The organism is Reyranella sp. GW821-FHT12G01 (assembly GCF_058806575.1).
Genome location: NZ_JBXAPV010000002.1, coordinates 1007809 through 1030760, shown reverse-complemented (window position 1 = coordinate 1030760; position 22952 = coordinate 1007809). Strand labels below are relative to the sequence as shown.

The following is a 22952-nucleotide window of genomic DNA, read 5'->3' as shown; positions in this document are numbered from 1 at the left end:
GGTCCCTCGAGCGTAGCGAGGGACTCTTTGTCATGCTTGGTGTTCATGCTTCGAAGTCGCCCTTCTTCATGTTCCAGATAAGCAGGTTGAAGGGGCGAGCCAAAGCTAATCTTTCGCATGAACTTCCAAGGTTACTGGGCACTACACGAATTCGGTTTAACGCCCATAGTTCATGCAGTGGATTAACGCCCTGAAGTGTCGCTTCAGGTTGCGCCAGATTAACTTTTCAAAACAAAGGCTTGCCATCGCCAGCTAACACGCCGAAAGCTGGCGAATGTCGGAACCGTCTTTCCTCGGCGGGCGGTTTCCGCCCCACCGGATCCTCGCAGGCTGGCTGGGCGAGGCGGGCTCGGCCCGTTTGCTGGCCTACGCCTTGGCCGCCGAGGCGCAGTTCATTCCGACGCGGCTGGCCCATGAAGGCACCGGCCGGCTCGAAACGCTGACCCGCCAGTCGTCCGTCCTGAAGGATCTCGGTGACTTCGCGCGTCCGCTCCGCCGCAAGGCGCTGGCGCTGCAGGCGGAACTCGAGGCGGATTTCGAGATGACCTCGACGCCGCCCAACAGCACGCAGCTGGAAATGGTGGCACATGGCGATGGCGCCTTTTACCGGCCGCACACCGACACCTTCACTGGCGACCAGTACACGCCGGGCGGCCGGCGCCGTCTCACGATGGTCTATTACTTCCATCGCGAACCGCGCCGCTTCACCGGCGGTCATCTGCGGATCTTCGACCTGGGTGGCGGCGAGACGATCGATGTCGAGCCGGAGCACGACAGCCTGCTGGTCTTCCCGTCGACCGCCCGTCACGAGGTCGAGCGCGTCTCCTGTCCCGACGGCGAATTCGCCGATGGCCGCTTCGCGGTGAACATCTGGCTGTGCGGCTGACGTCTACTCGGCCGCGTGCAGCTCTGCCGGCTTCTCAGGCACCGAGCGGCCGCTGCGCTTGGCGGCGTCCTCGGCCTCCCAGCGGATGGCGATCTCGGCCAGGCGGTCCATGACGCCGTCGAGCTCGCCGCCGCGCTTGGTGAGGGAATAAGTGACCTTGGGCGGGATCGTCGCCTCGTAGTCGCGCTTCACCAGGGCCGCGCCTTCGAGGGTGCGCAGGCGCTCCGTCAGCATCTTGGCCGAGATGCCCGACACCCGGCGCTTCAGCTCACCGAAGCGCTGCGGCCCGTGGGTGCGCAGATTGTAGAGGATGTAGGTCGTCCAGGGCCCCATCAGCATGCGCAGGATGAAGTCCATCGGACAGCTCACGCTCTCCTTGGCTTGAGCGGAGGTGGCCGGGGTCGTCGAGGACGGGGCGGGCGTGCTCATGGAAAAAACCTTCAGGTTACGAATTGGTACCTACTGGTAGATATATAGCGACCTCCCTAACTCTTTCCAGTCACTTTGTGAAAGCAACTGATCTGGAGAAACTCAATGGGGTTTTCTCCAGTCAATTCAAAGGATTGGAAATCGTCATGAGCACAGTCGCCATCGTCTATCACTCGGGCTACGGCCACACCCAGGCCCTGGCCGAGGCCGTCGCCGCAGGTTCGCGCGCGGTTCCGGGCACCCAGGTCAGCCTGATCCCGGTCGCCGAGGCCGAGGCCCGCGGGGCCGAACTCGACGCCGCCGACGCCATCGTCTTCGGCAGCCCGACCTACATGGGCGGCGTGTCGGCCGACTTCGCCAAGTTCAAGGACTGGACGTCGAGCCGCTGGATGGAGGGCAAGTGGCGCAACAAGCTCGCCGCCGGCTTCACCGTCTCCGCCTCGTGGAACGGCGACAAGCACAACACGCTGTACCAGCTCCTGACCCTGGCGGTTCAGCACGGCATGGTGTGGGTCGGCCTCGGCCTGCCGCCGGGCAACAACAACTCGAAGGGGTCGAGCGCGGACCTCAACCGGGTCGGCGCCTCGATCGGCGCGATGGCCCAGGCCAATGCCGACCAGGGAGTCGAGGGCATCGGCGCCAGCGACTTCAAGACCTTCGAAGCGCTCGGCCGCCGCGTCGCCGAAGCCACCCATCGCTGGCAGGAAGAGCCGCTCGCGCAGGCGGCTTAGCCCTTCGATCTTCACCTCCCCCGTTTTGACGGGGGAGGTGAAGATTACTCCATCCGCACGTTGGCGGACTTCACGATCGAGCCCCACGAGGCCAACTCGTCCTTGAACAGGGTCGAGAGCGCCTGCGGGCTGCTCGTCTCCACTGTCGCGCCCTGCGCCACGAAGTCGGCCTGCACGTCTTTCATGGCCATGACCTCGCGCATCGCGGCGTTGGCGCGGTCGACGATGGCGGCGGGCGTGCCCGGCGGGGCCAGCAGGAAGATGCTGGCCACCGAATTGAAGCCCGGCAGTGTCTCGGCGATGGTCGGCACGTCGGGCGCGACCGGCGAGCGCTTGGCCGAGGTCACGGCCAGCAGCCGGAGCTTGCCACCCTTGGCCAGCGCAAGAGCCGGCGGCAGGCTCACGAAGCAGATCGGAACCTGGCCATTGACCAGGTCGGCCAGCGCCGGCGTGCCGCCCTTGTAGGGGACGTGGACGATCTGGACTCCCGCCGCCTTCTGGAACATCTCGGCGCTCAGGTGCGCGATGTTGCCGACGCCCGGCGAGGCATAGCTGTACTTGCCGGGACTGGCCTTCAGCACGTCGATCAGCTCGCGCACGTTCTGCGCGGGGAAGGACGGATTCACCACCAGCGAGTAGGGCAGGTTGCCCATGATGCCGATCGGCGTGAGCGTCATCGGATCGTAGGCGACCTTGTCGTAGATCGTGGTGCCGACGAGGATCCCTGACTCCGCGAAGAACAGCGTGTAGCCGTCCGGCGGCGCGCTCGCGAGGGCGGCCGCGGCGATGGTCGAGCCGGCGCCGGGCCGGTTCTCGACGACCACCGGCTGGCCCATCAGCGGGCTCAGCTTGTTGGCGAAGATGCGCGCCAGGATGTCGGCGCCGCCGCCCGGCTGATAGCCGACCAGCAGCTTGATCGGACGCGACGGATAGGCCTGCGCGAAAGCTCCGCGGGTCGCGGCCAGGCTTCCGCCAATACCCGCGATACCACTCGCGATACCAAGGGCGAGTGCGCGGCGGCGGCCGAGTTTGATGTCTTCGATGCTCATGCCTTTTGACCTTCTGACGGCGCGAAGTAGCGGAACTGCAGGCTCTGGTCCTTTTCGAGCTGCTGGATGAGGTCGATCTCCCAGGTGAGATAGGCCGTCATCGATTTGCGCAGGTCGTCGTAGTCGTAGGGGCTGTACCAGACGTCGTCGGTCGCCGAGGTCATGTTCTCGAGCCCGCTGGCCAGCGGCAAACCGGCGGCAGCCCACGCATTCGTGCCGCCGTCGAGGATCGACACCGGCAAAGACGTCGCCGCCGCAGCATCGGCCGCCGCGAGAGTTGCAAATGCGCCATCGTCCGAGGTCAGGACCAGGCGCTTGGCCTTGGGTGCGCCGGCCACGACCTGCGCCAGCCCGTCTTTCAGGCGCGAGCGCACCGCAAACCAGGCTCCCGGGATGTGGCGCACGCGGAACTTCAGGCTGCTGGCGAGGTCGACCACCACGGCTTCGCCGGAGGCGAGCAGGCGGTGCAGGTCGAGGACGTTGATCCGCTCGACGCCGTTGGCCGCCTCCACCGGCAGCAGCTCGACCGGCTCGGGACCCTTGTCCATCCCCGCGCCGCAGGCGGCGAGGCCACCGGCCAGCACGAACACTTCGTCCCAGCCGAGCTGGATCAGCCACGACGCCGTCATGCGCGCGCGCACGCCATTGTCGTCGCACAGCACGATGCGCGAGCCGCGCGTGCCGACATAGTGGTCGGTCGACTGGATCAACTGGCCGCCGGGGGCGCTGCGCGCGCCGGGGATATGGCCCGCCTCGTATTCCTCGGGGCTGCGCACGTCGAAGAAGTAGAGCGAGCGCGTCGTGTCGGCCTGCAGGTCGCGCAAGGCCGCGGCTTCGATCTCGCGCACGCCGAAGCGCTTCGACACACGCATCGCGGCCACCATGGCGGCGGCCAGGCCGGTGGGCGAGGGCGGCGGCGCAACGGTGCGGCTGCCGCGCGCCATGGTCTCGCCGCTCAGGTGCCAGCCTGCCGTGCCGTTGCGCACGCAGACCACCGGGTTCTTGATCCCGGCATTGATCAGCGACTGCGCGCCAATGATGCCGCGTGTGCGGCCGGCGCAGTTCACCACGATGGTGGTCTCGTCGCGCTCGATCAGGTCGAACACGCGATGCACCAGCTCGGCGCCGGGGCAGTCGATGCCGCCGGGCAGGCTGTAATTGTGGAACTCGGTGTAGGGACGGCTGTCGAGGATGATCATGTCCTTGCCGTCGTCGATCCAGCGGCGCAGCTCCTGCGCGTCGATGGCCGGTGTATCGTAGCGATGCTCGACGAACTCGCCGAACGCTTTGCTCGGCACATAGATGCCGGCGAACACTTCGAGGCCGGCCTTGCGCCAACCCTCCAGCCCGCCCGCCATGATCGAGATGTCGGTATAGCCCCAGCCGGCGAGGCGACCGGCGGCACGCTCGGCCAGCCCGTCATCCTGCTGGTCCATCAGCACGATGCGCGTCGCGCGGCGCGGCACGAGGGCGGCGATCCGCGTCTCCAGATGGCTGAGCGGCGCCGACACGATGGTCAGCGGATGGCCGCCGTTGAACAGCCCTTCCTCGCGCACGTCGAGGAAGGCGTGCTCACCCTTTTTGCTCAGCAAGGCGTGGACGCGGGCGGTGTCGAGGCGCGGCCAGGAGGCGGCGGGCTTGGATTCTTTGGCGGTGGTCATCGGGGAATGGGCAACCGTTGGAAGGAGAAGGGCCGAAACCCTGATCGCCGCCGACGGATAAGGAAAATATAAATATGATATGAACTGATTTGGAATCGGTATGAATCTCACCGTTCGGCAATTGCGCGCCTTCACGCTCGGGGCGCAGTTCGCCTCCTTCTCCGAGGCCGCTTCCCGCATGGGCATGACCCAGCCCGGCTACTCGCTGCTGATCCGCCAGCTCGAGGAGGAAGTGGGCATGGCGCTGTTCCGGCGCACCACGCGCCGGGTCGAACTCACCGAGGCGGGCCGCGAGATCCTGCAGAGCGCCGAGCGCACGCTGCAGCAACTGGACGAGACGCGTCGCCGCGCCGAGGACTTCCGCGATGCGCGCCAGGGCACGCTCAACCTCGCCTTCGTGCCCTCGGTGGGCTGCAGCCTGCTGCCGCCGATCCTGTCGCGCTTCGCAGAGGCCTATCCCGGCATCAAGCTGGTGTTCCACGAGGCGCAGGCCGTCGGCTTCGCCGAGCGCGTCCGCAGCGGCCAGGCCGAGATCGGCCTCGGCCTGTTGCTGCAGCCGGACGAGCCCTTCGCCTTCGAGCCGCTGATGCGCGATTGCCTGGTGGCGCTGCTGCGCACGCAGCACCCGCTCGCCGCGCGCGCCACCGTGACCTGGAAGGCGCTGGCGCGCTTCAATTCGATCCTCGTGACCAACCAGTCGAGCGTGCGCGTGCATGCCGACCGCGCCGCCGCTGCCGCCAGCGTCGACATCGAGCCGACTTATGTTCTGGATTCGCTCACCACCGCCGTCGGCATGGTGCGCGCGGGCCTGGGCTATGCGGTGTTGCCGAGCCTGGCGCTGCGCAGCCTGGAACTGGGCGACGCGGTGCCTCGCGTGATCGAACAACCGCGCGCCTGGCGCGAGATCGGCCTTCTGACGCGCGCGCAGTTCACGCTGTCACCGGCGGCGACGGCCTTCGCCACCATCGCCCGCGAAGTCGCCGCCGACTTTCCGGATGTCGCGGCTCTCACGAACTCAACCGGACCGCGGGCCTCCAGGCCCGCTTCATGATCATGAGCGGGCCGGAGGCCCGCGGTCCGTAAGATGCTTGAAATCCTGAAACGAAAACGGGGGACCTTTGCCTTGCGGCAAAGATCCCCCGTCGGCGTGGGCCGGGCTGTTACTTCTTGCTGATGTTCCAGACCACCGGGACAGGGCCGGCGAGCCAGCCGCTCAGGCGGTCCTTGCGGTAGGCGCCGAAGGCCTTGTACTGGCCGACCGGGGCGTAGAAGCCCTGGTCCATCAGGCGGTCGGAGATGGCGTAGCCCAGCTCCTTGCGCTTGGCCGGATCGCCTTCCTTGATGAAGGCGGCGCGCAGCACCTCGATCTCGGGATCGCACGGCCAGCCGAACCAGGCCTTGTCGCAGGTGCCGGCGGCGTAGGCGTTGGTGCCGGGATTGTCGAGGTCGAGCGTGATGTTGGTGGTGAAGAAGATGTTCCAGCCACCCTGCGCCGGCGCTTCCTTGCGGGCGCGGCGCGACACCACGGTCTGCCAGTCCATCGCCATGAGGTCGATCTTGAAGCCGGCCTTCTCGAGCTGCTGCTTGGCGACGGCCTGCACCTGGTTGGACGACTGCAGGTCGGTCTGCTGCAGCATCGCGACGGGCGTGCCGTCGTAGCCGCTCTCCTTCAGGAGCTGCCGCGCCTTCTCGAGGTTCGGCTTCACCAGCAGGTCGCCGTACTCCTTGCCGTAGATCGTGCCGCAGACGAACGGCGCGTTGCAGACCTTGTAGATCTCGGGATCGCCGACCTGGGCGCGCAGCATGTCTTCCTGCGCCAGCGCCCACATCGCCGCCTGGCGCGCCTTCACGTTGTTGAAGGGCGGGTGCAGCGTGTTGAAGCGCATGATGATCTGGCTGCCGAGCGAGTTCCAGCCGAACAGCGCGATGTTCTTGTCGGCCTTCAGCATCGGGAACAGGTCGGGCACCGGCGATTCGATCAGGTCGATCTCACCGGCCATCAGGGCATTCACGGCGGTGCTGGGGTCGGGGATGGCGAGCCATTCGACGCGATCGACCTTGGCGACCTTGCCGCCGGCCAGCATCGAGGGCGGCTCGTTGCGCGGCTTGTACTTCGGGTTCTTCACGTAGACGAGCTTTTCGCCGGGCTTCCACTCTTCCTTCTTGAAGATGAAGGGGCCGGAGCCGGTGTAGTCCTCAATCTGCTTGTTCGGATCGGTGTCGGCGACGCGCTTGGGCATCATGAACGGCACGTTCGACGAGGGCTTGCCCAGCGCCTCGAGGACGAGGCCGAACGGCTCCTTCAGCTCGATGGCGAAGGTCTTGGCATCGACCGCCTTGATGTCCTTGGTCGACTTGAGCAGCAACTGGCCGAAGCCGTCGCGCGCGCCCCAGCGCTTGATCGAGGCGATGCAGTCCTCGGAAGTGACGGGCGTGCCGTCGCTCCACTCAAGACCGTCACGCAGCGTGATGGTCCAGATCAGCTTGTCGTCGGAGACGGTATACTTCTCCGCCATCTGCGGCTGGATCTTGAGGTCGGCGTCCTTGGCGAACAGGACGTCGTAGACCATGTAGCCGTGGTTGCGGGTGATCAGCGCCGTGGTCCAGATCGGATCGAGGATCTTGATGTCGGCGTGCGACACCATCCTGAGGGTCGTCTGCGCCGCTGCCGGCACGGCCCCTGCAGCCATCACGGCCGCCAATCCGAGGGAGGCCGCCAGCGCGACCCGTCTCCGCAATCCCAACATTCAATAACCCTTCCCGTGATAGACTCGAGCCAATTGCAGACAGGCTGCCATGCGGCCCCAAAGGAATAAAGACATGTCGATGCCTTCGATCTTTGTGTCGCATGGAGCGCCGACGCTCATCCTGAGCGACGCCCCCGCGCGGGCCTTCCTGGCGGGCCTCGGCCAGCAAATTCCGCGCCCGACGGCCATCGTCGCGGTCTCGTCGCACTGGGACACCGACGTGCCGGCCGTCTCGGTGGTCCGCAAGCCCGATACGATCCACGATTTCTACGGATTTCCCGAAGAACTCTACAAACTGCGCTATGCCGCCCCGGGGGCGCCGCAACTCGCCGAGAAGGTGGCGAAACTGACAGGGGCCGCGCACGATCATCATCGCGGCCTCGACCACGGCGCCTGGGTGCCGGCCATGCTGGGCTGGCCCGAGGCCGACATCCCGATCTTCCAGCTCTCGGTGCAGCCCGCCCTCGGCCCCGCGCACCACATCGCGCTCGGCCGCAAGCTGGCGCCGCTGCGCGACGAGGGCGTGCTGGTGATGGGAAGCGGCAGCGCCACCCACAATCTGCGTGCCCTGGTCCGGGGCGAAAGCTCGGAAGCCGAACCGTGGGCGCAGGCGTTCGACGACTGGGTGGCGGAAACGGTCGAGAAGGGCGACGAGGCAGCCCTCGCCGACTATCGCGCCCGCGCGCCCTATGCCCGCGAGGCCCATCCGACCGACGAGCACTTCCTGCCGCTGCACGTCGCCTATGGCGCTGCCGGCGAGGGCGCCCAGGGGCGGGCGCTGCACCGCAGCTTCACCCTGGGCAACCTGTCGATGGCCGCGTACGCGTTCGATTGAAGTCAGCTTCCTCCCCATTCAAATGGGGAGGTGGCGGCGAAGCCGACGGAGGGGTCATAGGCTTGCAACGCCCATGACCCCATCGCCCCGTATGACGGGGCACTTCCCCATCTGAATGGGGAAGAAAATTTAGACCATCAAATCGTAGTCGTGCGACGCGTGCGCGGTGTCCAGCACCGCGGTCCATTTCGCGACGGCGCCGGTATCCTTGGCGGCGATGTTGGCCATCGAGAGTTCCGAGAGCGAGACGTCGGTCAGCTTGTACGTCTGGTTGTTGCCTTCGATGCTGATGACGGTCGAGCCGTTCACCTCGGTGATGGCGAACTGGTCCTTGCCCATCCAGCTGAAGTCGAGCGTGTCGAGGGCGGTGTCGAAATCGATCGCCTTGTTGGTGCCCCAGGCCCAGGTGATGGCGAAGGTATCGGCCTTTCCGTTGCCGACATGGCCCTGTTCCGGCGCGAGATCGTCGTTGACGATGGTGCCGGTGGCGGTGCCGTCGGCAATGGTGGCGCCGCTGGCATTGGAGAGCTTGACCGTGAAGGTCTCGTCCCCTTCGAACACGGTGTCACCCTTGATGTCGACATGCACGGCCTTCGAGGTTTCGCCCGCCGCGAAGGTGAGCGTACCGCTGGTGGCCACGTAGTCCGAGCCGGCGGTCGCCGTGCCGTCCGCAGTCGAATAAGCCACCGTCACCGGCCCGTCGGCGGCCTTGTCGAGCGTCACCACGAACATGAAGTGGGCGTGCTCGCCGTCGCCTTCCATCACCGCGAGGTCGGCGATGGAGAGGGCCGGCGGGACCGGGGCGCCGTCATCGTCGATGATGGTGCCGGTGGCGGTGCCGTCGGCGATGGTCGCGCCGGTGGGGCTGGCGAGCTTGATCGTGAAGGTCTCATTGCCCTCGGCAAGCATGTCGCCCTTGATGTCCACGTGGACCATCTTGGAGGTCTCGCCGGCCGCGAAGGTGACGGTGCCGCTGGTGGCGACATAGTCCGAGCCGGCGGTGGCCGTGCCATCTTCGGTGGAATAGGCCACCGTCACCGGCCCGTCGGCGGCCTTGTCGAGCGTCACGGTGAACATGAAGTGCGCATGCTCGCTATTGCCTTCCACCACCGAGAGGTCGGCGATGGAGAGCGCGGGAAGCGTGCCGCCATGTTCCCCGATCACGCCGTCGATCGAGCCGGACGCCCCGGCCACCGTGCCGCCGCCGGCAATCGGCAGGTTGAAGTCGACGATCTGCGAATTCGAGGCCTGCCCCATCCCGATCTTGCCGGAGATGTCGTCCTCGCGGACCTGGGTGAAGGTGAACTCGAAGTTGGCCTTGGTGAGGTCGGCCCGGCTGACGCCGAGCAGGATCAGCTTCTGGCCGGTGCTGAGGTCGGCGATGACCACGCCTTCGTTGCCGTCGGTCATCGAGAGGTTTTCGCGGCTGCCGTAGAACTTGAAGCTCACGACGTCGGTCGCGGGATCGAAGGCGACGCGGTCGACCTGGCCCACTTTATGGGAGCGCATGTAGACGGTGTGGGGTTCGAAGACCGGCCCGTTTTCCCAGGCCAGCGCGCCGCTCAGCGCCTCGCGCAGATGGTTGTTGTCGATGTACTTGAAATTATCGACCGAGAGGTCGGCGAGGCGGACACCCTGCACGATCACCGTCTCGCCGCTCCAGAAGCTCATGAAGCCGACGCCCTGCGGCGTGTCGACGATGATGAAGGAATGGATGTTGGCATTGCCGAGGTCGATCTTGTCCACTGCCGGATCGAAGCCGACGATGTCGGGGCCGCTGCCGGAATTGATGAGATAGACCGTGCCGTTGCCGGTGCCCGGACCTTCATCCGTGTCGTCGCCGGTGATCTGCCCGACCGCCGAACCGTCGGCGATGGTGGCGCCGGTGGCGTTGGAGAGGACGAACGAGAAGGTTTCGTTTGCCTCGACCGTGGTGTCGCCGTTCACGACCACATGCACCATCTGCGAGGTCTCGCCGGCCGCGAAGGTCAGCGTGCCGCTGAGCGCGACATAGTCCGATCCCGCGGTCGCGGTGCCGTCGGCGGTGGCGTAGTGCACCGTCACGGGGCCGGTCGCGGGCTTGTCGAGCGTGACGATGAACATCATCTCGGCGGTGCCTGAATTGCCCTCCCGCATCGAGACATCGCCCACCGAGAGCGCGGGCAACGTGGACACCACAGTATCGTCGTTGGTGATGGTGCCGGTTGCCGAGCCGTCGGCAATGGTCGCGCCGGCGGCATTGGCGAGGCGGACGGTGAAGGCCTCGTTGCCTTCCACGACCGTGTCGCCATTGACCGTCACCTGGATGGTCTTCGAGGTTTCGCCGGCGGCGAAGGTGAGAGTGCCGGTCGCGGCGACATAGTCGCTGCCGGCCGTGGCGGTGCCCTCGGTCGTGGAATAGGCGACCGTGACCGGGCCGGCTGCCGGCGCGGACAGGGTCACGGTGAAGGTCATGAGTTTCGTGCCAGCGTTACCCTCCAGCACGGAAGCATCGGCGATGGACAGGCTGGGCGTCGCTTGCTCCGGCGTATCCAGAACCGCGTCCCATTTCTCGATCGTGCTCGCGTCCTTCGCGCGAATGTTGTCGATGCTCAGCTCGGCGAGCGTCACGCCGTCGAGCTTATAAGTCTGGCTGTTGCCGGTGATGGTGATGACCACCGAGCCGCCGACCTCGGCGATCGAGAAATTGTCCTTACCCATCCAGCCGAAATCGAGCACGTCGAGGCCGGGGTCGAAGGCCAGCACCGTGTTGCTGCCCCACAGCCAGCCGATGGTGGTCACCGTGCCCGTGCCGCCGGTTTCTCCGCCGGTCGACTTGCCGTCGCCCTGGGTGCCATCCCAGCCGGCATAGTCGGCCACGGCGCCATCGTTGCTGATGTCTTCGTGCCAGAGCTCCTCGGCGAGGGCGAGCGTCTTGGCGGTCTCGTGGGCGGCAATCAGGACCGAATAGCTCGGCGTGTCGTAGGCGCCAAATTGCTGGATGTATTTCAGGATGGAGGTGCCGTACTCGTCGGACGAGGCGCTGCCGTTGTTGAGAAGCTCGAGCGTGCCCCAGGCGCCGCGCAGATGGGCGGCGGCGAGAATGCCGGTGAGGCTGAGCGTGACGGTGACGCTCTGGCCGTTCGTGTCGATAAAGGTGCGCTGGGTGCCGATCAGCGCGTCGAGGCTGGTGCCTTTGGCTTCCAGTCCGTTCTCGATGACGTCGATGTTGTAGCCGAAGGCATCGAGGATGATGGCTTCCTGGATGTCGGTCTTGAGCGTGGCGAAGCTGTCGACGCCGTTCTTGCCTGTGAAGTGGCCGGTCCACTGGTTGCCGGTATTACCCTGGTAGTAGCCGAGATCGCCGAGCAGAGCCTTACCGAACTGATAGCCCACGAAGCCCAGCGCATTCACGGACGTGTACTGCATGTCCTGCCAGGAGAGTTGGCCCGCCTGATAGGCGTTCCAGTTGGTGTCGCCCACCCAGCTCCGGATCTGCGCTTCGATGATCTGTCCCGAGAGGTAGCGGTCGTAGTCGACCCCCGATTCGAATGCCCGTAGCGCATCCAGAAAGTCCGTGAACGTCCCGTTCGACATGACTTGCCTCCTCGAATTTCGTCTTGGGTGCAGACCTTATGATCCGATACCCCAGTACCATGGAGGTTCGATGTCGCCCTCGTCGAAGGCTGCAAGGTCGATAGCGAATTGGCTTGTAGCTCCTTGAGACGCTGGTGAAATTTATGCGTTCGATTCAACCGAATGCATCGGTGTGCGGAAAGCACAACGAAAAACGGGGGTGCTTTTGCACCCCCGTTTCAATTTGAAATGGAGAAGTCGCGGTCGCTTACGCGGCCTCGGCGAGCGACACACCCTTTTCCTTGAAGAGTTGTTCCAGCTCGCCGGTCTCGAACATCTCGCGGATGATGTCGCAGCCGCCGACGAACTCGCCCTTCACGTAGAGCTGGGGGATTGTCGGCCACTGGCTGAATTCCTTGATGCCCTGGCGCAGTTCCGGATCGACGAGGATGTTGATGCCGTGGAACTTCACGCCGACCTGGCTGAGGCAATCGACCACCGCGGCCGAGAAGCCGCACTGCGGGAACACCGGGGTGCCCTTCATGAACAGCAGGACGTCGTTCTTGCCGATCTCGTCGCGGATACGCTCGAAAACCTGGGGCTCGCTCATGGATCAAACTCCGTGGGGCGCCGCCAAGGGCGCGGGGTTGCCTGAATATAGGGCGTTCAGGGTCTCTGCGCCATGGTGGTCAGCTTGAGGGCGTGGAGAACGCCCCCCATCCGGCCGCCCAGCGCGCCATACACCATCTGGTGCTGCTGGATCTTGGATTTCCCGACAAAAGCCGCCGAAATCACCGTCGCAGCGTAATGATCGCCGTCTCCGGCGAGGTCCTGGATCTCGACCTCGGCCCCGGGAATGCCCTGCTTGATCAGGTCGATGATGTCTTCTGCTTGCATAGGCATGAGAAATCCTCAGGCGGCGCTGTTCATGTAGCCGGGCAGCCAGGCCTCGTGGGCGTCGCGCAGCTCCTGCAGCGGCACGCTGAGCAGCCCCTCGACCACGATGTCCGACCCGCCGGAATAGCCCAGCTGGACGGCCGGGACGCCGGCCTTTTGCGCGGCCTCGATGACGGCGCCGCCATCGTCGGTGGCCACGAGATAACGGCCCTGGTCCTCGCCGTGGAGGAAGGCGTGCGGCGCGGGCGAGCCCGCCGGCAGCTTGATCGTGGCGCCGGTGCTGCCCGACAGGCACATCTCGGCCAGCGCCACCAGCAGACCGCCATCCGACAGGTCATGGCAGGCCGCGACCTTGCGGCCGACGATCTGGCCGCGAACGAAGTCGCCGTTGCGGCGTTCCACGGCAAGGTCGACCGGCGGCGGCGCGCCTTCTTCGCGGCCGTGCAGTTCGCGGAGATAGATCGACTGGCCGAGCCAGCCTTTGGTGTCGCCGAGCAGCACGAGGGCCAGGCCCGACTTGGTCAGGCGCGAGCCGATCGAGGTCGCGATGTCGTCGATCACGCCGACCGCGCCGATGGTCGGCGTCGGCAGGATCGGCCGGCCCTCGGTCTCGTTGTAGAGCGAGACGTTGCCCGACACGACGGGGAAGTCGAGCGCGGTGCAGGCTTCGGCCATGCCCATGATGGCGCCCGCGAACTGGCCCATGATCTCGGGCTTCTGCGGGTTGCCGAAGTTCATGTTGTCGGTGACGGCGAGCGGCTTGGCGCCGACCGCGGTGATGTTGCGCCACGCCTCGGCCACGGCCTGGCGGCCGCCAGTCTCGGGATGGGCCTGCACGTAGCGTGGCGTGCAGTCCGACGTCATGGCGAGGCCCTTATGGCTGGAACCCTTGGGCGCGCCGGGCACGCGCACGAGTGCGGCGTCGCCGCCCTGCGGACGGATCGCGGTGTTGCCCAGGATGAGATGGTCGTACTGGTGCCAGATCCACGCCTTGCTCGCGAGATCGGGGCAGCTCATCAAGGTGACAAGCGATGCTTTCCAGTCCTCCGGCGCCGGCACCTTGGCCGAGTCGAGTTCGGCCGGCAGCGGCGTCAGGGTCCACGGGCGCTCGTACATCGGCGCTTCCGTGACCAGCGGCGGGATTGGGATGTTGCCCACCACGTCGCCGTGCCAGGTCAGCACCATGCGCTCGGTGTCGGTGAGATGGCCGATCACCGCGAAGTCCAGTTCCCACTTCTCGAAGATCTTGCGCGCCTCGTCCTCGCGGCCGGGCTTCAGCACCATGAGCATGCGCTCCTGGCTCTCCGACAGCATCAGCTCGTAGGGGTTCATGCCGGTCTCTCGCATCGGCACCTTGTCGAGTTCCATGACGAGGCCGAGGCTGCCCTTGGCCGCCATCTCGAATGAGGAAGAGGTGAGGCCGGCCGCGCCCATGTCCTGGATGGCGATGATCGCGTCGGTCGCCATCAGCTCGAGGCAGGCTTCCAGCAGTAGCTTCTCGACGAACGGATCGCCGACCTGCACGGTCGGGCGCTTGCTCTCGCTGTCCTCGTTGAACTCGGTCGAGGACATTGTGGCGCCGTGGATGCCGTCGCGGCCGGTCTTGGAGCCGACATAGACCATCGGATTGCCGACACCGGTGGCGGCTGCATAGAAAATCTTGTCGGTCGGCGCGACGCCCACGGTCATGGCGTTGACCAGGATGTTGCCGTTGTAGGCCGAGTGGAAGTTGGTCTCGCCGCCGACAGTGGGAATGCCCATGCAGTTGCCGTAGCCCGCGATGCCGGCCACCACGCCCGACACGAGATGGCGCGTCTTGGCGTTCTTCGGATCGCCGAAGCGCAGCGCGTTGAGGTTGGCCACCGGCCGCGCGCCCATCGTGAAGACGTCGCGCATGATGCCGCCCACGCCCGTCGCCGCGCCCTGGTAGGGCTCGATGTAGGAGGGGTGGTTGTGGCTCTCCATCTTGAAGATCGCGGCCTGGCCGTCGCCGATGTCGATCACGCCGGCATTCTCGCCCGGGCCCTGGATGACCCACGGCGCCTTGGTCGGCAGCTTCTTCAGCCACACCTTCGAGGACTTGTAGGAGCAGTGCTCGCTCCACATCGCCGAGAAGATGCCGAGTTCCACCATGGTGGGCTCGCGGCCCATGATCTTCAGCAGGCGCTGGTATTCGTCCGGCGCCAGCCCATGCTCGGCCACGATCTGCGGCGTGATCGTTGGCTCGTTCGGCAGCTTGACCGGCGGGTTCTTTTCCTGGGCAACAGTCACGAAAAATTCCTCACGAAAGCGCTTCGACCATGCCCTCGAACAGCCCCTTGCCGTCGGTGCCGCCGAACATCGGCTCCACCGCGTTCTCGGGATGAGGCATCAGGCCCAGCACCGTCTTGGTCTCGTTGAAGACGCCGGCGATGTTGTTGCTCGATCCATTGGGATTGCCGCGTCCGTCCACCGTGCCGTCGGGGGCGCAGTAGCGGAAGGCGATCTGGCCGCGATCCTCGAGTTTCTTCATCGTGTCGGCGTCGGCGAAATAGTTGCCCTCGGCATGGGCCACCGGGACCTTGATCACCTGGCCCGCCTGGTAGCGGTTGGTGAACAGGCTCTGGCTGGTCTCGACCTTGAGATGAACGTCGCTGCAGACGAACTTGAGGTGCGAGTTGCGCATCAGCGTTCCCGGCAGCAGGCCCGCCTCGGTCACGATCTGGAAGCCGTTGCAGATGCCCAGCACCGGCACACCCTGCGCCGCGCGCTTCTTCACCTCGGCCATCACCGGCGATTGCGCCGCCATCGCGCCGCAGCGCAGGTAGTCGCCGTAGGAGAAGCCGCCCGGCACCACGATCAGGTCGACCTTCTCGAAGTCGCCGTCGCCGTGCCACACCATCGAAGGCCGGCGGCCCGTCACCAGCTCGATCGCCTGCGCCACATCGCCTTCGCGATTGGAGCCGGGGAAGACGAGGATCGCGGCCTTCATCAGCCGACCAGCTCGATCGAGTAGTTCTCGATCACCGTGTTGGCGAGCAGCTTCTTGCACATGTCCTCGAGGCGGGCCTTGGCCTTCGCCTTGTCGGTCTCGGCGAGTTCCAGCTCGATGAACTTGCCCTGGCGCACGTCGCCGACCTCGGGGAAGCCGAGGCGGTTCAGCGAATGTCCGATGGCCTTGCCCTGGGGATCGAGCACGCCGTTCTTGAGGGTCACGTGGACTCTGGCTTTCATGTCGCCTCTGCTACTGGAGCGTGGTGGGGCCGCGCACGTCGCCCGGTCCCTGGTCGATGAGAATGCCGAGACGCCGCGCCACTTCCTGGTAGGCTTCCTCGACCTTGCCGAGGTCGCGGCGGAACCGGTCCTTGTCCATCTTCTCGTTGGTCCTGAGATCCCACAGCCGGCACGAGTCCGGGCTGATCTCGTCGGCCAGCACGATCCGGACCATGTCGTCCTCGTAGAGGCGGCCGAACTCGATCTTGAAATCGATCAGCTTGATGCCGCAGCCGAGGAACAGGCCGAAGAGGAAATCGTTCACGCGGAGCGTGAGCGCGACGATGTCGTCGAGGTCCTGGGGCGTCGCCCAACCGAACGCGGTGATGTGCTCTTCGGTGACCATCGGGTCGCCGAGCTGGTCGTTCTTGTAGAAGAATTCCATGATCGAGCGGGGGAGCTGCGTGCCTTCCTCGACGCCGAAGCGCTTGGCGAAGGAGCCGGCCGCGACGTTGCGGACCACGACCTCGAGCGGGATGATCTCGACCTGCCGGATGAGCTGCTCGCGCATGTTCAGCCGGCGGATGAAGTGGGTGGGCACGCCGATCTCGCCGAGCTTGGTCATCAGGAACTCGGAGATGCGGTTGTTGATCACGCCTTTACCGGTGATCACGCCCTTCTTCTGGTTGTTGAACGCGGTCGCGTCGTCCTTGAAGTACTGGACGATCGTCCCGGGCTCGGGCCCCTCGAACAAGGTCTTGGCCTTGCCCTCGTAGATGCGGCGACGGCGGGACATTTCTTACTCCTGCGCGGGCGATGCAGATCGCCCGCCGTTCGGGCGGAATATGGCGGAAACGCCATGCTCCGGGGCTGGGGAAAAATCCATTGAAAAAAGTGACGGTGCCGTCATATTGACCGTGGAACAGGAGGCCTCACATGGCCCAGCAAATCACTTACGACAAGGCCTATGACACGGTCGGGCCCGATGATTTTCCGGCCATGCTGGAAGTTCCCCGCTATGGCCGCCGGACCGACGCCTTCGACGGCATCATTTCGGCCACCCACGACCATTTCTGGGACCCGCTGGACAAGGCCTATATCGACTTCGAGCAGCCCTTCGACATGGTCCGGACGCCGATCATGCCGCTGGAAAACGTGGTCGAGCTGCGCAGCGCCGTGGCCGACCGGCTGGACGACGGGCAGAAGATCGGGCTGGCCAACGATGTCATGCACTGGTCGATCTCCAACCTGCTCCACGGCGAGCAGGGGGCGTTGTCGCTGTCGGCCAGCCTCTGCCACATCCTGCTCGACCCCGGCGCCCAGGAATACGCCGCCAACCAGGCGCGCGAGGAAGCGCGACATGTTGCAGGGTTCACGCGCTATATCGATCGCCGCTGGGGCGCGCCGCTGCCGGTGGGCAAGACGATCGCCAGCGTCCTGACGGATTTGGTGACGACCCAGGAGGTCTACAAGAAGATCGTCGGCATGCAGATGCTGATCGAGGGCATCGCCATGGGCTCCTTCGCGACGCTCAATGCCCGGACCAACGATCCGGTGCTGCGCCGGCTGGTCCAGCTGGTGATGAGCGACGAGGCCTTCCACCACCGCTTCGGCCGCATCTGGGCCTCGCGGACGATCAGTCATCTGAGCGAAGACGAGCACAAGAAGGTCGAGGACTGGGCGGCGCAGATCTTCCAGACACTGTTGTTCAACCTGATCAACGCCGAGCAGAAGCAGGTCATCTACGCCAAGTACGGCCTCGACTGGCAGTGGGTGCGCGACGCGATGAAGGAGGTTTTCACCGACGAGGACCGCCGCGCCGGCCTGAAGGAAAGCACCAACATCTTCCGCGTCCTGATCAAGACGCTCCTCCACGCCGGCATCATCACCTCCCGCACCGCGCCGCTCTATGGCGTCTGGGTCGACATGAAGGAACTGGAGGCCGAGGGCGACGGCATCCCCGGCGACATCGTGGCGGAAGAAATGATGGTCACCCTGCGCGAGATCAACGCGAAGCGTAAGCGCATCGTCTCGAAGGACATCCAGGCGGCGGCGGGCTAGCGGAAAGATCCCTAATCATATTCCTCCCCATTCAAATGGGGAGGTGTCGGCGTCTTACGCCGACGGAGGGGTCATAGGTTTGCGACGCCCATGACCCCATCGCCCCGTATGACGGGGCACTTCCCCATCTGAATGGGGAAGCAATGATCCTACGGCTTCCTCGCCAGCACGAAGCAGGAGAGGCCGGCGAGGCGGTTCAGGGGGAAGAGCGGGAGTTCGGCGGCGCAGATGGCAGTGAGGATACCGTTCGTCACGGCGCCCTGTTTCTTCAGGCTGCTGCGCGGCTCGGTGGTGTTGCGGTCGGCGAGGCGGACCGCGGCCGCGAGCGGGAAGACGAAGCCGAAGTAGTAGCTGCCTCGCACGATCTCGAGGCCCGCGTCGCGCATCGTGGCTTCGATCTCGGGCAGGCGATACCGGCGCTTGTGTTCGAGGAAAACGTCGTGGCCGCTCCACAGGAAGGCGAAGGCCGGCACCGTCACGAGGAAGTGCGTGCCGCTTGGCACCTTCTCCGCGTAGTGCCGTACCAGCCAGCGGTCGTCGTCCACATGCTCCAGCACGTCCATCATCAGCACGAGGTCGCAGTCGGTCGGGCCGGTGTCGCGGCGGTAGCGCACCGGCTTGGCGCCGACGCTGTCGTCGCGGTCCGCGGGATAGCCGATGTCGACGCAGAGCGCGCTCTCGGCCGGCGTCTCGGCCAGCAGGTGGCGCGAGAAGAAGCCCGAGCCCGCACCGACGTCGAGCAGGCGCTTCGGGGCCAGCGGGCCCACGGCGCGGCGCAGCGCGGCGGCCTTGGAGCGGTAGTACCAGTGGCGGCCGATGTCGGCGCCTAAAATGTCTTCTTCCTTGAGGTCCATCGAGGATCAGGCCGCTGGCGGCGTCGGCGTGACATCATCGCGATCGTCTTCGTACACGCCCTCGACCACGTAGATCGGCCGCGCCTTCACCTCGATGAACAGACGGCCGAGATACTCGCCGATGATGCCGAGCGACAGGAGCTGGATGGCGCCCATCAGCAGGATGGCGATCAACAGCGAAGCGTAACCCGGCGTGTCGATGCCGAAGATCAGAACCCGCGTGATGATGAACAGTGCGTAGAGCACCGCGATCGCGGCGATGACGACGCCGACATAGAACCAGGCGCGCAGCGGCGCGGTCGAGAAGCTCACCACGCCGTCGATGGCGAAGTTCCAGAGCCGCCACAGGTTGAACTTGGTCGTGCCGGCAGCGCGCTCGGGCCGTTCGTAGGGCACGCCCACCGAGTTGAAGCCGACCCAGGCGAACAGGCCTTTCATGAAGCGATTGCGCTCGGGCAGTTGCCGCAGCACGTCGACGGCGCGGCGGTCGACCAGCCGGAAGTCGCCGACGTTCGGCGGGATTCGCACCGGCGACATGGAATTGAACACCCGGTAGAACCAGCCGGCCGAGACGCGCTTGGCCGCCGTGTCGGCATGCCGCGTCGAGCGGATGCCGTAGACGATGTCGTAGCCCTCGCGCCAGCGTGCGATGAAGGCGCCGATCAGTTCCGGTGGATCCTGCAGGTCGATGTCCATGGGGACCAGGATGTCGCCGCGCGCATGGTCGATGCCGGCGGTCAGCGCGGCTTCCTTGCCGAAATTGCGCGAGAGATTGACGATGCGCAGGCGGCGGTCGCGGCGGCAGCGGTCGAACAGGTGCGCGAAGGTATCGTCGAGCGAGCCGTCATTCACGAACACGATCTCGAAGCGGATGCCGTCGCGCTCCAGCAGCGGCGTCACCGTGTCGAGGAAGAGGTCGATAGTCTCCTCCTCGTCGAACACCGGCACGACCAGCGAGAGCAGCGGATCGGCCGGCCGGCGCGCGCGCTGGACGGCGAGCTGGTGCTCCAGCGCCAGCTCTTTCGCGGCGGCGCTTGCGGTCGAGAAGGGAACACTCTGTTCGGGCACGGCGTAGCGTTCCGCGGGAAGGTTACTTCACCGTCTCGACGGCGCCGGTGAGGTCCATGATGCCGAGTTCGACGATGAGCTGCGGCTGGCGCTTAGCGGCCTGGTCGCGGAAGGCACGCAGCGCCTGGCTCAGCATCTCGGTCTCGAAGGCCTTGTCGGTCTTGATGCGGTCGCCATAGGCCACCGCCGCCGCGCCGCAGTCGCGATGGGCCATGCCGATCAGTCGCTTCACGTTGTGGAGCTGGACGGAGATGTCGAGGTTGGCTTCCCAGGCGGCGCGCCATTCCTGGAACACCGGCGCCACCGCCGCGACCGGGCCGCCCGCGATGTTGAACTGGCTGTAGTTGTTCTGCCAGCCCCGCGAGGTCATGTACTTGAAGGTGTCGGTCGTGAAGCGCGGATCGATGCACTTCATCAGCATCGCCTCGTAGCCGTCGTCGAGGGCCAGCGCCGGGCCGGCGGCGGCGACCGCGGCTACGCCGGCGCTGAAGCGGAAGAGGTTGCGGCGGGAGAGCGCCGCGAGGCAGCCGCAGCCGGCGTGATGCGTGTGGATCATCGGAAGGTCGCCTTGCCCTGCTGTGCGAGACCGCCGTTGGAATCGGCGATCCATGTTGTGACCGACCCGTCCTGTTCGCGGCGGCCCTGGACGCGGAGCTTTGCCCCACCGAACACCGGCGACAAGGCGCGGAACTCGAAACTGCGGACCACCTTACCCGCGTTGGAGCGGCGCGCCAGTTCCATCTGCAGCAGGCCCATCAGCGGGCCGTGCACGATCAGGCCGGGATAGCCCTCGACGCCGGTGACGTAGGGCTGGTCGTAGTGGATGCGATGGCCGTTGAAGGTGAGGGCCGAGAACCGGAACAACAGGACCGGGTCGGCCAGGATCTCGCGTGTCCAGGTGGCGTCGGTCGGCGCCGGTTTGGGCGGCTTCGGCGCCTCGCCGGCCTTCGCGGCCTCGCGATAGACGATGTCGTGCTGCTCGACGAAGGAGGGGCCGCGGGGCCCCGAAATCGTGTGCTGCACGGTCACGAACACCATCGATCCGGTGGAGCCGCTCTTGGGTTCGACCGACTTGATCTCGGACAGGCGCTGGATCGTCTCGCCGACCCGGATCGGCTCGCCGTCGAAGGAGAAGCGGCTGCCGGCCCACATGCGGCGCGGCAGCGGCACCGGCGGCAGGAAGTCGCCGCGCTCGGCGTGCCCGTCGGACCCGATCTTCGACTGCGGCGCGATCTCGAGGAAATAGAGCCAGTGCCAGAGTGGCGGCAGGGGATCGCCGTTCTTCGGGTCGGGATCGCCCGTCTCGTCGAAGGTCGCCGACAGGGCCCGGACCGGGAAGGGCGCGGCGAGGTCCTCCATGGACTGGGTTTTGCCGATCCAATCCTTGAGCTTTTCCAGCGACATGACGGGTTTTCCTCTTTGAGGGCGTGACATTGCCACTGCGAACGCAGGCTGGAAAGCCGGTGTCGCGGTCGCTATATACCCGGCCGACATGCCCAACCGGAGCGGCCGATGACCACGTTCGACGATCGCGAGAAGGCCTTCGAGGCCAAGTACGAGCACGACCAGGAAATCCAGTTCAAGGTCAACGCGCGCCGCAACAAGCTGCTCGGCCTGTGGGCCGCGGCCCTGATCGGCAAGACCGGCGCCGACGCCGAGGCCTATGCTAAGGAAGTCGTGATGGCCGATTTCGAGAAGCCCGGCGATTCCGACGTCATGCACAAACTGATGAAGGACCTCGCCGCCGCCGGAAAGCCGATGGAAGATCACACCATCCGCAAGCAGTCCGAGCGCCTGGCCGACGAGGCCAAGAAGCAGATCATGACGGAAGTCCGCTAAGGGGCTTTCGACTTCATATTCCTCTCCCCTATCGGGGGAGAGGAGTCTGATTTAGGCTGCCTCCCATAAGAAAAGTCTTAGGGAGGCAAAATGCCGATCAATCGTCGCAAGATGTTTGCGTTAGCCGGCGCCGCCGTGGCGTCGCCCGCGCTGTTGCGCGAGGGCTACGCGCAGGCAGCCGAGGTCAACCTCAAGCTGCACCATTTCCTGCCCGCTGCCTCGAACATCCACCAGAAGTTCCTGACGCCGCTGGTGCGCAAGATCGAGGCCGAGTCCAACGGCCGCATCAAGATCACGATCTTCCCGGCGATGCAGCTGGGCGGTGCGCCGCCGCAGCTCTACGACCAGGCGCGCGACGGCGTGGCCGACATCATCTGGACTCTGCCGGGCAACACGCCGGGCCGCTTCCCCGCCAGCGAGGCGATGGAGCTGCCGTTCGTCGCCGACAAGCTCGGCATCGTGAACGCCAAGGCGTTCCAGGAATATGCCGACACCTACCTCAAGGACGAGTTCAAGGAGGTCCATCTCATCTGCGCCTGGGCGCACGACGCCGGGCTGATCCACGCCAACAAGCAGGTGAAGACGATGGAGGACCTGAAGGGTCTGAAGTTGCGCTTCCCGACGCGCCAGGCCGGCGAGGCGCTGAAGGCGCTGGGCGCCAGCCCGATCGGCATGCCGATCCCGCAGGTGCCCGAGAGTCTCGCCCAGAAGGTGATCGACGGCTGTGTCGTGCCGTGGGAGGTCGTGCCCGCGATCAAGGTGCAGGAACTGCTGAAGTACCACACCGGCATTCCCGGCTCGCCGACGCTCTACACCGCGACCTTCGTGCTCGCCATGAACAAGGGCAGCTACGACAAGGTGCCGGCCGACCTGAAGAAGGTGCTCGACGCCAATTCCGGAATGGCGGCCGCCACGATGGCCGGCAAGACCTGGGACGATGCCGGCGCCGCGGTGCTCGAGATGGTGTCCAAGCGCGGCGGCAACGTCATCAGCGAGATCTCGGCCGACGAGGCCGTTCGCTGGCGCAAGACCACGCAGCCGGTGATCGACGCGTGGATCGCCTCGGTGAAGGAACGCAACCTCGACGGCACCAAGCTGGTCGAGGCGGTGCGGACCCTCGTGCAGAAATACAAGGTGGCCTGATCCCC

General features: G+C 65.8%; 22 protein-coding genes. 7 read left to right on the top strand and 15 right to left on the bottom strand.

Annotated features, from left to right (window positions below):
• Positions 1-274 precede the first annotated feature (274 nt).
• The gene (locus AC1RP5_RS24445) at positions 275-886 is read left to right on the top strand and encodes a 2OG-Fe(II) oxygenase (RefSeq protein WP_493115031.1); all 612 of its coding nucleotides are present in this window, start codon (positions 275-277) and stop codon (positions 884-886) included.
• A 3-nt stretch (positions 887-889) separates the two neighbouring features.
• On the opposite strand, the gene AC1RP5_RS24440 is transcribed toward AC1RP5_RS24445, so the two are convergent.
• Entirely contained in the window at positions 890-1315 is a 426-nt protein-coding gene (locus tag AC1RP5_RS24440) for a winged helix-turn-helix transcriptional regulator (RefSeq protein ID WP_493115029.1), read from the bottom strand.
• Positions 1316-1461: 146 nt separating this feature from the next.
• Here AC1RP5_RS24440 and AC1RP5_RS24435 point away from each other — a divergent pair, with 146 nt between their 5' ends.
• Positions 1462-2046: a flavodoxin family protein gene (locus AC1RP5_RS24435; RefSeq protein WP_493115027.1), complete on the top strand. Its 585-nt coding sequence runs from the start codon at positions 1462-1464 to the stop codon at positions 2044-2046.
• 44 nt (positions 2047-2090) lie between these two features.
• Here the strand turns inward: AC1RP5_RS24435 and AC1RP5_RS24430 are convergent, their stop codons facing one another.
• Together AC1RP5_RS24430 and AC1RP5_RS24425 are read right to left on the bottom strand one after the other, a co-directional pair.
• The gene (locus AC1RP5_RS24430) at positions 2091-3095 is read right to left on the bottom strand and encodes a Bug family tripartite tricarboxylate transporter substrate binding protein (RefSeq protein ID WP_493115026.1); all 1005 of its coding nucleotides are present in this window, start codon (positions 3093-3095) and stop codon (positions 2091-2093) included.
• On the bottom strand, positions 3092-4756 hold the full coding sequence (locus AC1RP5_RS24425) for a rhodanese-like domain-containing protein (protein WP_493115024.1): 1665 nt from the start codon (positions 4754-4756) through the stop codon (positions 3092-3094). Before AC1RP5_RS24425 ends, AC1RP5_RS24430 begins: the two co-directional genes overlap by 4 nt.
• A gap of 100 nt (positions 4757-4856) precedes the next feature.
• On the opposite strand from AC1RP5_RS24425, the gene AC1RP5_RS24420 reads away from it, so the two are divergent.
• On the top strand, positions 4857-5807 hold the full coding sequence (locus tag AC1RP5_RS24420; RefSeq protein ID WP_493115022.1) for a LysR family transcriptional regulator: 951 nt from the start codon (positions 4857-4859) through the stop codon (positions 5805-5807).
• A gap of 109 nt (positions 5808-5916) precedes the next feature.
• On the opposite strand, the gene AC1RP5_RS24415 is transcribed toward AC1RP5_RS24420, so the two are convergent.
• Positions 5917-7446, bottom strand: a complete 1530-nt coding sequence (locus AC1RP5_RS24415) for an ABC transporter substrate-binding protein (protein WP_493115020.1) — start codon at positions 7444-7446, stop codon at positions 5917-5919.
• 136 nt (positions 7447-7582) lie between these two features.
• Here AC1RP5_RS24415 and AC1RP5_RS24410 point away from each other — a divergent pair, with 136 nt between their 5' ends.
• Complete coding sequence (locus AC1RP5_RS24410; RefSeq protein WP_493115019.1) at positions 7583-8338, top strand: DODA-type extradiol aromatic ring-opening family dioxygenase; 756 nt, start codon at positions 7583-7585, stop codon at positions 8336-8338.
• Positions 8339-8467: 129 nt separating this feature from the next.
• On the opposite strand, the gene AC1RP5_RS24405 is transcribed toward AC1RP5_RS24410, so the two are convergent.
• From AC1RP5_RS24405 to purC, 7 genes are all read right to left on the bottom strand, one after another.
• Positions 8468-11914, bottom strand: coding sequence for a Calx-beta domain-containing protein (locus AC1RP5_RS24405; RefSeq protein WP_493115017.1), 3447 nt, complete (start codon positions 11912-11914; stop codon positions 8468-8470).
• Between the two features lie 247 nt (positions 11915-12161).
• A complete protein-coding gene (gene grxD, locus AC1RP5_RS24400; protein WP_493115016.1) occupies positions 12162-12503 on the bottom strand; it encodes a Grx4 family monothiol glutaredoxin in 342 nt (113 codons plus the stop codon).
• A gap of 56 nt (positions 12504-12559) precedes the next feature.
• Positions 12560-12796 (bottom strand): BolA family protein, encoded by a 237-nt coding sequence (locus AC1RP5_RS24395; protein WP_493115013.1) that lies wholly within the window; start codon positions 12794-12796, stop codon positions 12560-12562.
• A gap of 9 nt (positions 12797-12805) precedes the next feature.
• Complete coding sequence (purL, locus tag AC1RP5_RS24390; protein ID WP_493115258.1) at positions 12806-15025, bottom strand: phosphoribosylformylglycinamidine synthase subunit PurL; 2220 nt, start codon at positions 15023-15025, stop codon at positions 12806-12808.
• Positions 15026-15071: 46 nt separating this feature from the next.
• The gene (gene purQ / locus AC1RP5_RS24385) at positions 15072-15761 is read right to left on the bottom strand and encodes a phosphoribosylformylglycinamidine synthase subunit PurQ (RefSeq protein ID WP_493115012.1); all 690 of its coding nucleotides are present in this window, start codon (positions 15759-15761) and stop codon (positions 15072-15074) included.
• On the bottom strand, positions 15761-16003 hold the full coding sequence (gene purS, locus AC1RP5_RS24380; RefSeq protein WP_482228524.1) for a phosphoribosylformylglycinamidine synthase subunit PurS: 243 nt from the start codon (positions 16001-16003) through the stop codon (positions 15761-15763). Before purS ends, purQ begins: the two co-directional genes overlap by 1 nt.
• A gap of 10 nt (positions 16004-16013) precedes the next feature.
• On the bottom strand, positions 16014-16778 hold the full coding sequence (purC, locus tag AC1RP5_RS24375) for a phosphoribosylaminoimidazolesuccinocarboxamide synthase (protein ID WP_493115010.1): 765 nt from the start codon (positions 16776-16778) through the stop codon (positions 16014-16016).
• Positions 16779-16918: 140 nt separating this feature from the next.
• Here purC and AC1RP5_RS24370 point away from each other — a divergent pair, with 140 nt between their 5' ends.
• Entirely contained in the window at positions 16919-18043 is a 1125-nt protein-coding gene (locus tag AC1RP5_RS24370) for a ferritin-like domain-containing protein (RefSeq protein ID WP_493115008.1), read from the top strand.
• Between the two features lie 149 nt (positions 18044-18192).
• On the opposite strand, the gene AC1RP5_RS24365 is transcribed toward AC1RP5_RS24370, so the two are convergent.
• Genes AC1RP5_RS24365 through AC1RP5_RS24350 form a run of 4 tightly spaced genes read right to left on the bottom strand, consistent with a single transcriptional unit; the run spans position 18193 to position 21369 of the window.
• The gene (locus tag AC1RP5_RS24365) at positions 18193-18897 is read right to left on the bottom strand and encodes a class I SAM-dependent methyltransferase (protein ID WP_493115006.1); all 705 of its coding nucleotides are present in this window, start codon (positions 18895-18897) and stop codon (positions 18193-18195) included.
• A gap of 6 nt (positions 18898-18903) precedes the next feature.
• Complete coding sequence (locus AC1RP5_RS24360) at positions 18904-19965, bottom strand: glycosyltransferase family 2 protein (RefSeq protein ID WP_493115005.1); 1062 nt, start codon at positions 19963-19965, stop codon at positions 18904-18906.
• A 22-nt stretch (positions 19966-19987) separates the two neighbouring features.
• Entirely contained in the window at positions 19988-20521 is a 534-nt protein-coding gene (locus tag AC1RP5_RS24355) for a carbonic anhydrase (RefSeq protein ID WP_493115004.1), read from the bottom strand.
• The gene (locus tag AC1RP5_RS24350; protein WP_493115002.1) at positions 20518-21369 is read right to left on the bottom strand and encodes an HTD2 family dehydratase; all 852 of its coding nucleotides are present in this window, start codon (positions 21367-21369) and stop codon (positions 20518-20520) included. Before AC1RP5_RS24350 ends, AC1RP5_RS24355 begins: the two co-directional genes overlap by 4 nt.
• 108 nt (positions 21370-21477) lie before the next feature.
• Here AC1RP5_RS24350 and AC1RP5_RS24345 point away from each other — a divergent pair, with 108 nt between their 5' ends.
• Together AC1RP5_RS24345 and AC1RP5_RS24340 are read left to right on the top strand one after the other, a co-directional pair.
• A complete protein-coding gene (locus tag AC1RP5_RS24345; RefSeq protein ID WP_493115000.1) occupies positions 21478-21804 on the top strand; it encodes a DUF1476 domain-containing protein in 327 nt (108 codons plus the stop codon).
• Between the two features lie 90 nt (positions 21805-21894).
• The gene (locus AC1RP5_RS24340) at positions 21895-22947 is read left to right on the top strand and encodes a TRAP transporter substrate-binding protein (RefSeq protein ID WP_493114998.1); all 1053 of its coding nucleotides are present in this window, start codon (positions 21895-21897) and stop codon (positions 22945-22947) included.
• Positions 22948-22952: the final 5 nt, after the last annotated feature.

Coding starts and splice junctions, on each gene's coding strand:
- AC1RP5_RS24445 (WP_493115031.1), top strand. CDS start 275: ATGTCGGAACCGTCTTTCCTCGGCGGGCGGTTTCCGCCCCACCGGATC.
- AC1RP5_RS24440 (WP_493115029.1), bottom strand. CDS start 1,315: ATGAGCACGCCCGCCCCGTCCTCGACGACCCCGGCCACCTCCGCTCAA.
- AC1RP5_RS24435 (WP_493115027.1), top strand. CDS start 1,462: ATGAGCACAGTCGCCATCGTCTATCACTCGGGCTACGGCCACACCCAG.
- AC1RP5_RS24430 (WP_493115026.1), bottom strand. CDS start 3,095: ATGAGCATCGAAGACATCAAACTCGGCCGCCGCCGCGCACTCGCCCTT.
- AC1RP5_RS24425 (WP_493115024.1), bottom strand. CDS start 4,756: ATGACCACCGCCAAAGAATCCAAGCCCGCCGCCTCCTGGCCGCGCCTC.
- AC1RP5_RS24420 (WP_493115022.1), top strand. CDS start 4,857: ATGAATCTCACCGTTCGGCAATTGCGCGCCTTCACGCTCGGGGCGCAG.
- AC1RP5_RS24415 (WP_493115020.1), bottom strand. CDS start 7,446: ATGGCTGCAGGGGCCGTGCCGGCAGCGGCGCAGACGACCCTCAGGATG.
- AC1RP5_RS24410 (WP_493115019.1), top strand. CDS start 7,583: ATGCCTTCGATCTTTGTGTCGCATGGAGCGCCGACGCTCATCCTGAGC.
- AC1RP5_RS24405 (WP_493115017.1), bottom strand. CDS start 11,914: ATGTCGAACGGGACGTTCACGGACTTTCTGGATGCGCTACGGGCATTC.
- grxD (WP_493115016.1), bottom strand. CDS start 12,503: ATGAGCGAGCCCCAGGTTTTCGAGCGTATCCGCGACGAGATCGGCAAG.
- AC1RP5_RS24395 (WP_493115013.1), bottom strand. CDS start 12,796: ATGCCTATGCAAGCAGAAGACATCATCGACCTGATCAAGCAGGGCATT.
- purQ (WP_493115012.1), bottom strand. CDS start 15,761: ATGAAGGCCGCGATCCTCGTCTTCCCCGGCTCCAATCGCGAAGGCGAT.
- purS (WP_482228524.1), bottom strand. CDS start 16,003: ATGAAAGCCAGAGTCCACGTGACCCTCAAGAACGGCGTGCTCGATCCC.
- purC (WP_493115010.1), bottom strand. CDS start 16,778: ATGTCCCGCCGTCGCCGCATCTACGAGGGCAAGGCCAAGACCTTGTTC.
- AC1RP5_RS24370 (WP_493115008.1), top strand. CDS start 16,919: ATGGCCCAGCAAATCACTTACGACAAGGCCTATGACACGGTCGGGCCC.
- AC1RP5_RS24365 (WP_493115006.1), bottom strand. CDS start 18,897: ATGGACCTCAAGGAAGAAGACATTTTAGGCGCCGACATCGGCCGCCAC.
- AC1RP5_RS24355 (WP_493115004.1), bottom strand. CDS start 20,521: ATGATCCACACGCATCACGCCGGCTGCGGCTGCCTCGCGGCGCTCTCC.
- AC1RP5_RS24350 (WP_493115002.1), bottom strand. CDS start 21,369: ATGTCGCTGGAAAAGCTCAAGGATTGGATCGGCAAAACCCAGTCCATG.
- AC1RP5_RS24345 (WP_493115000.1), top strand. CDS start 21,478: ATGACCACGTTCGACGATCGCGAGAAGGCCTTCGAGGCCAAGTACGAG.
- AC1RP5_RS24340 (WP_493114998.1), top strand. CDS start 21,895: ATGCCGATCAATCGTCGCAAGATGTTTGCGTTAGCCGGCGCCGCCGTG.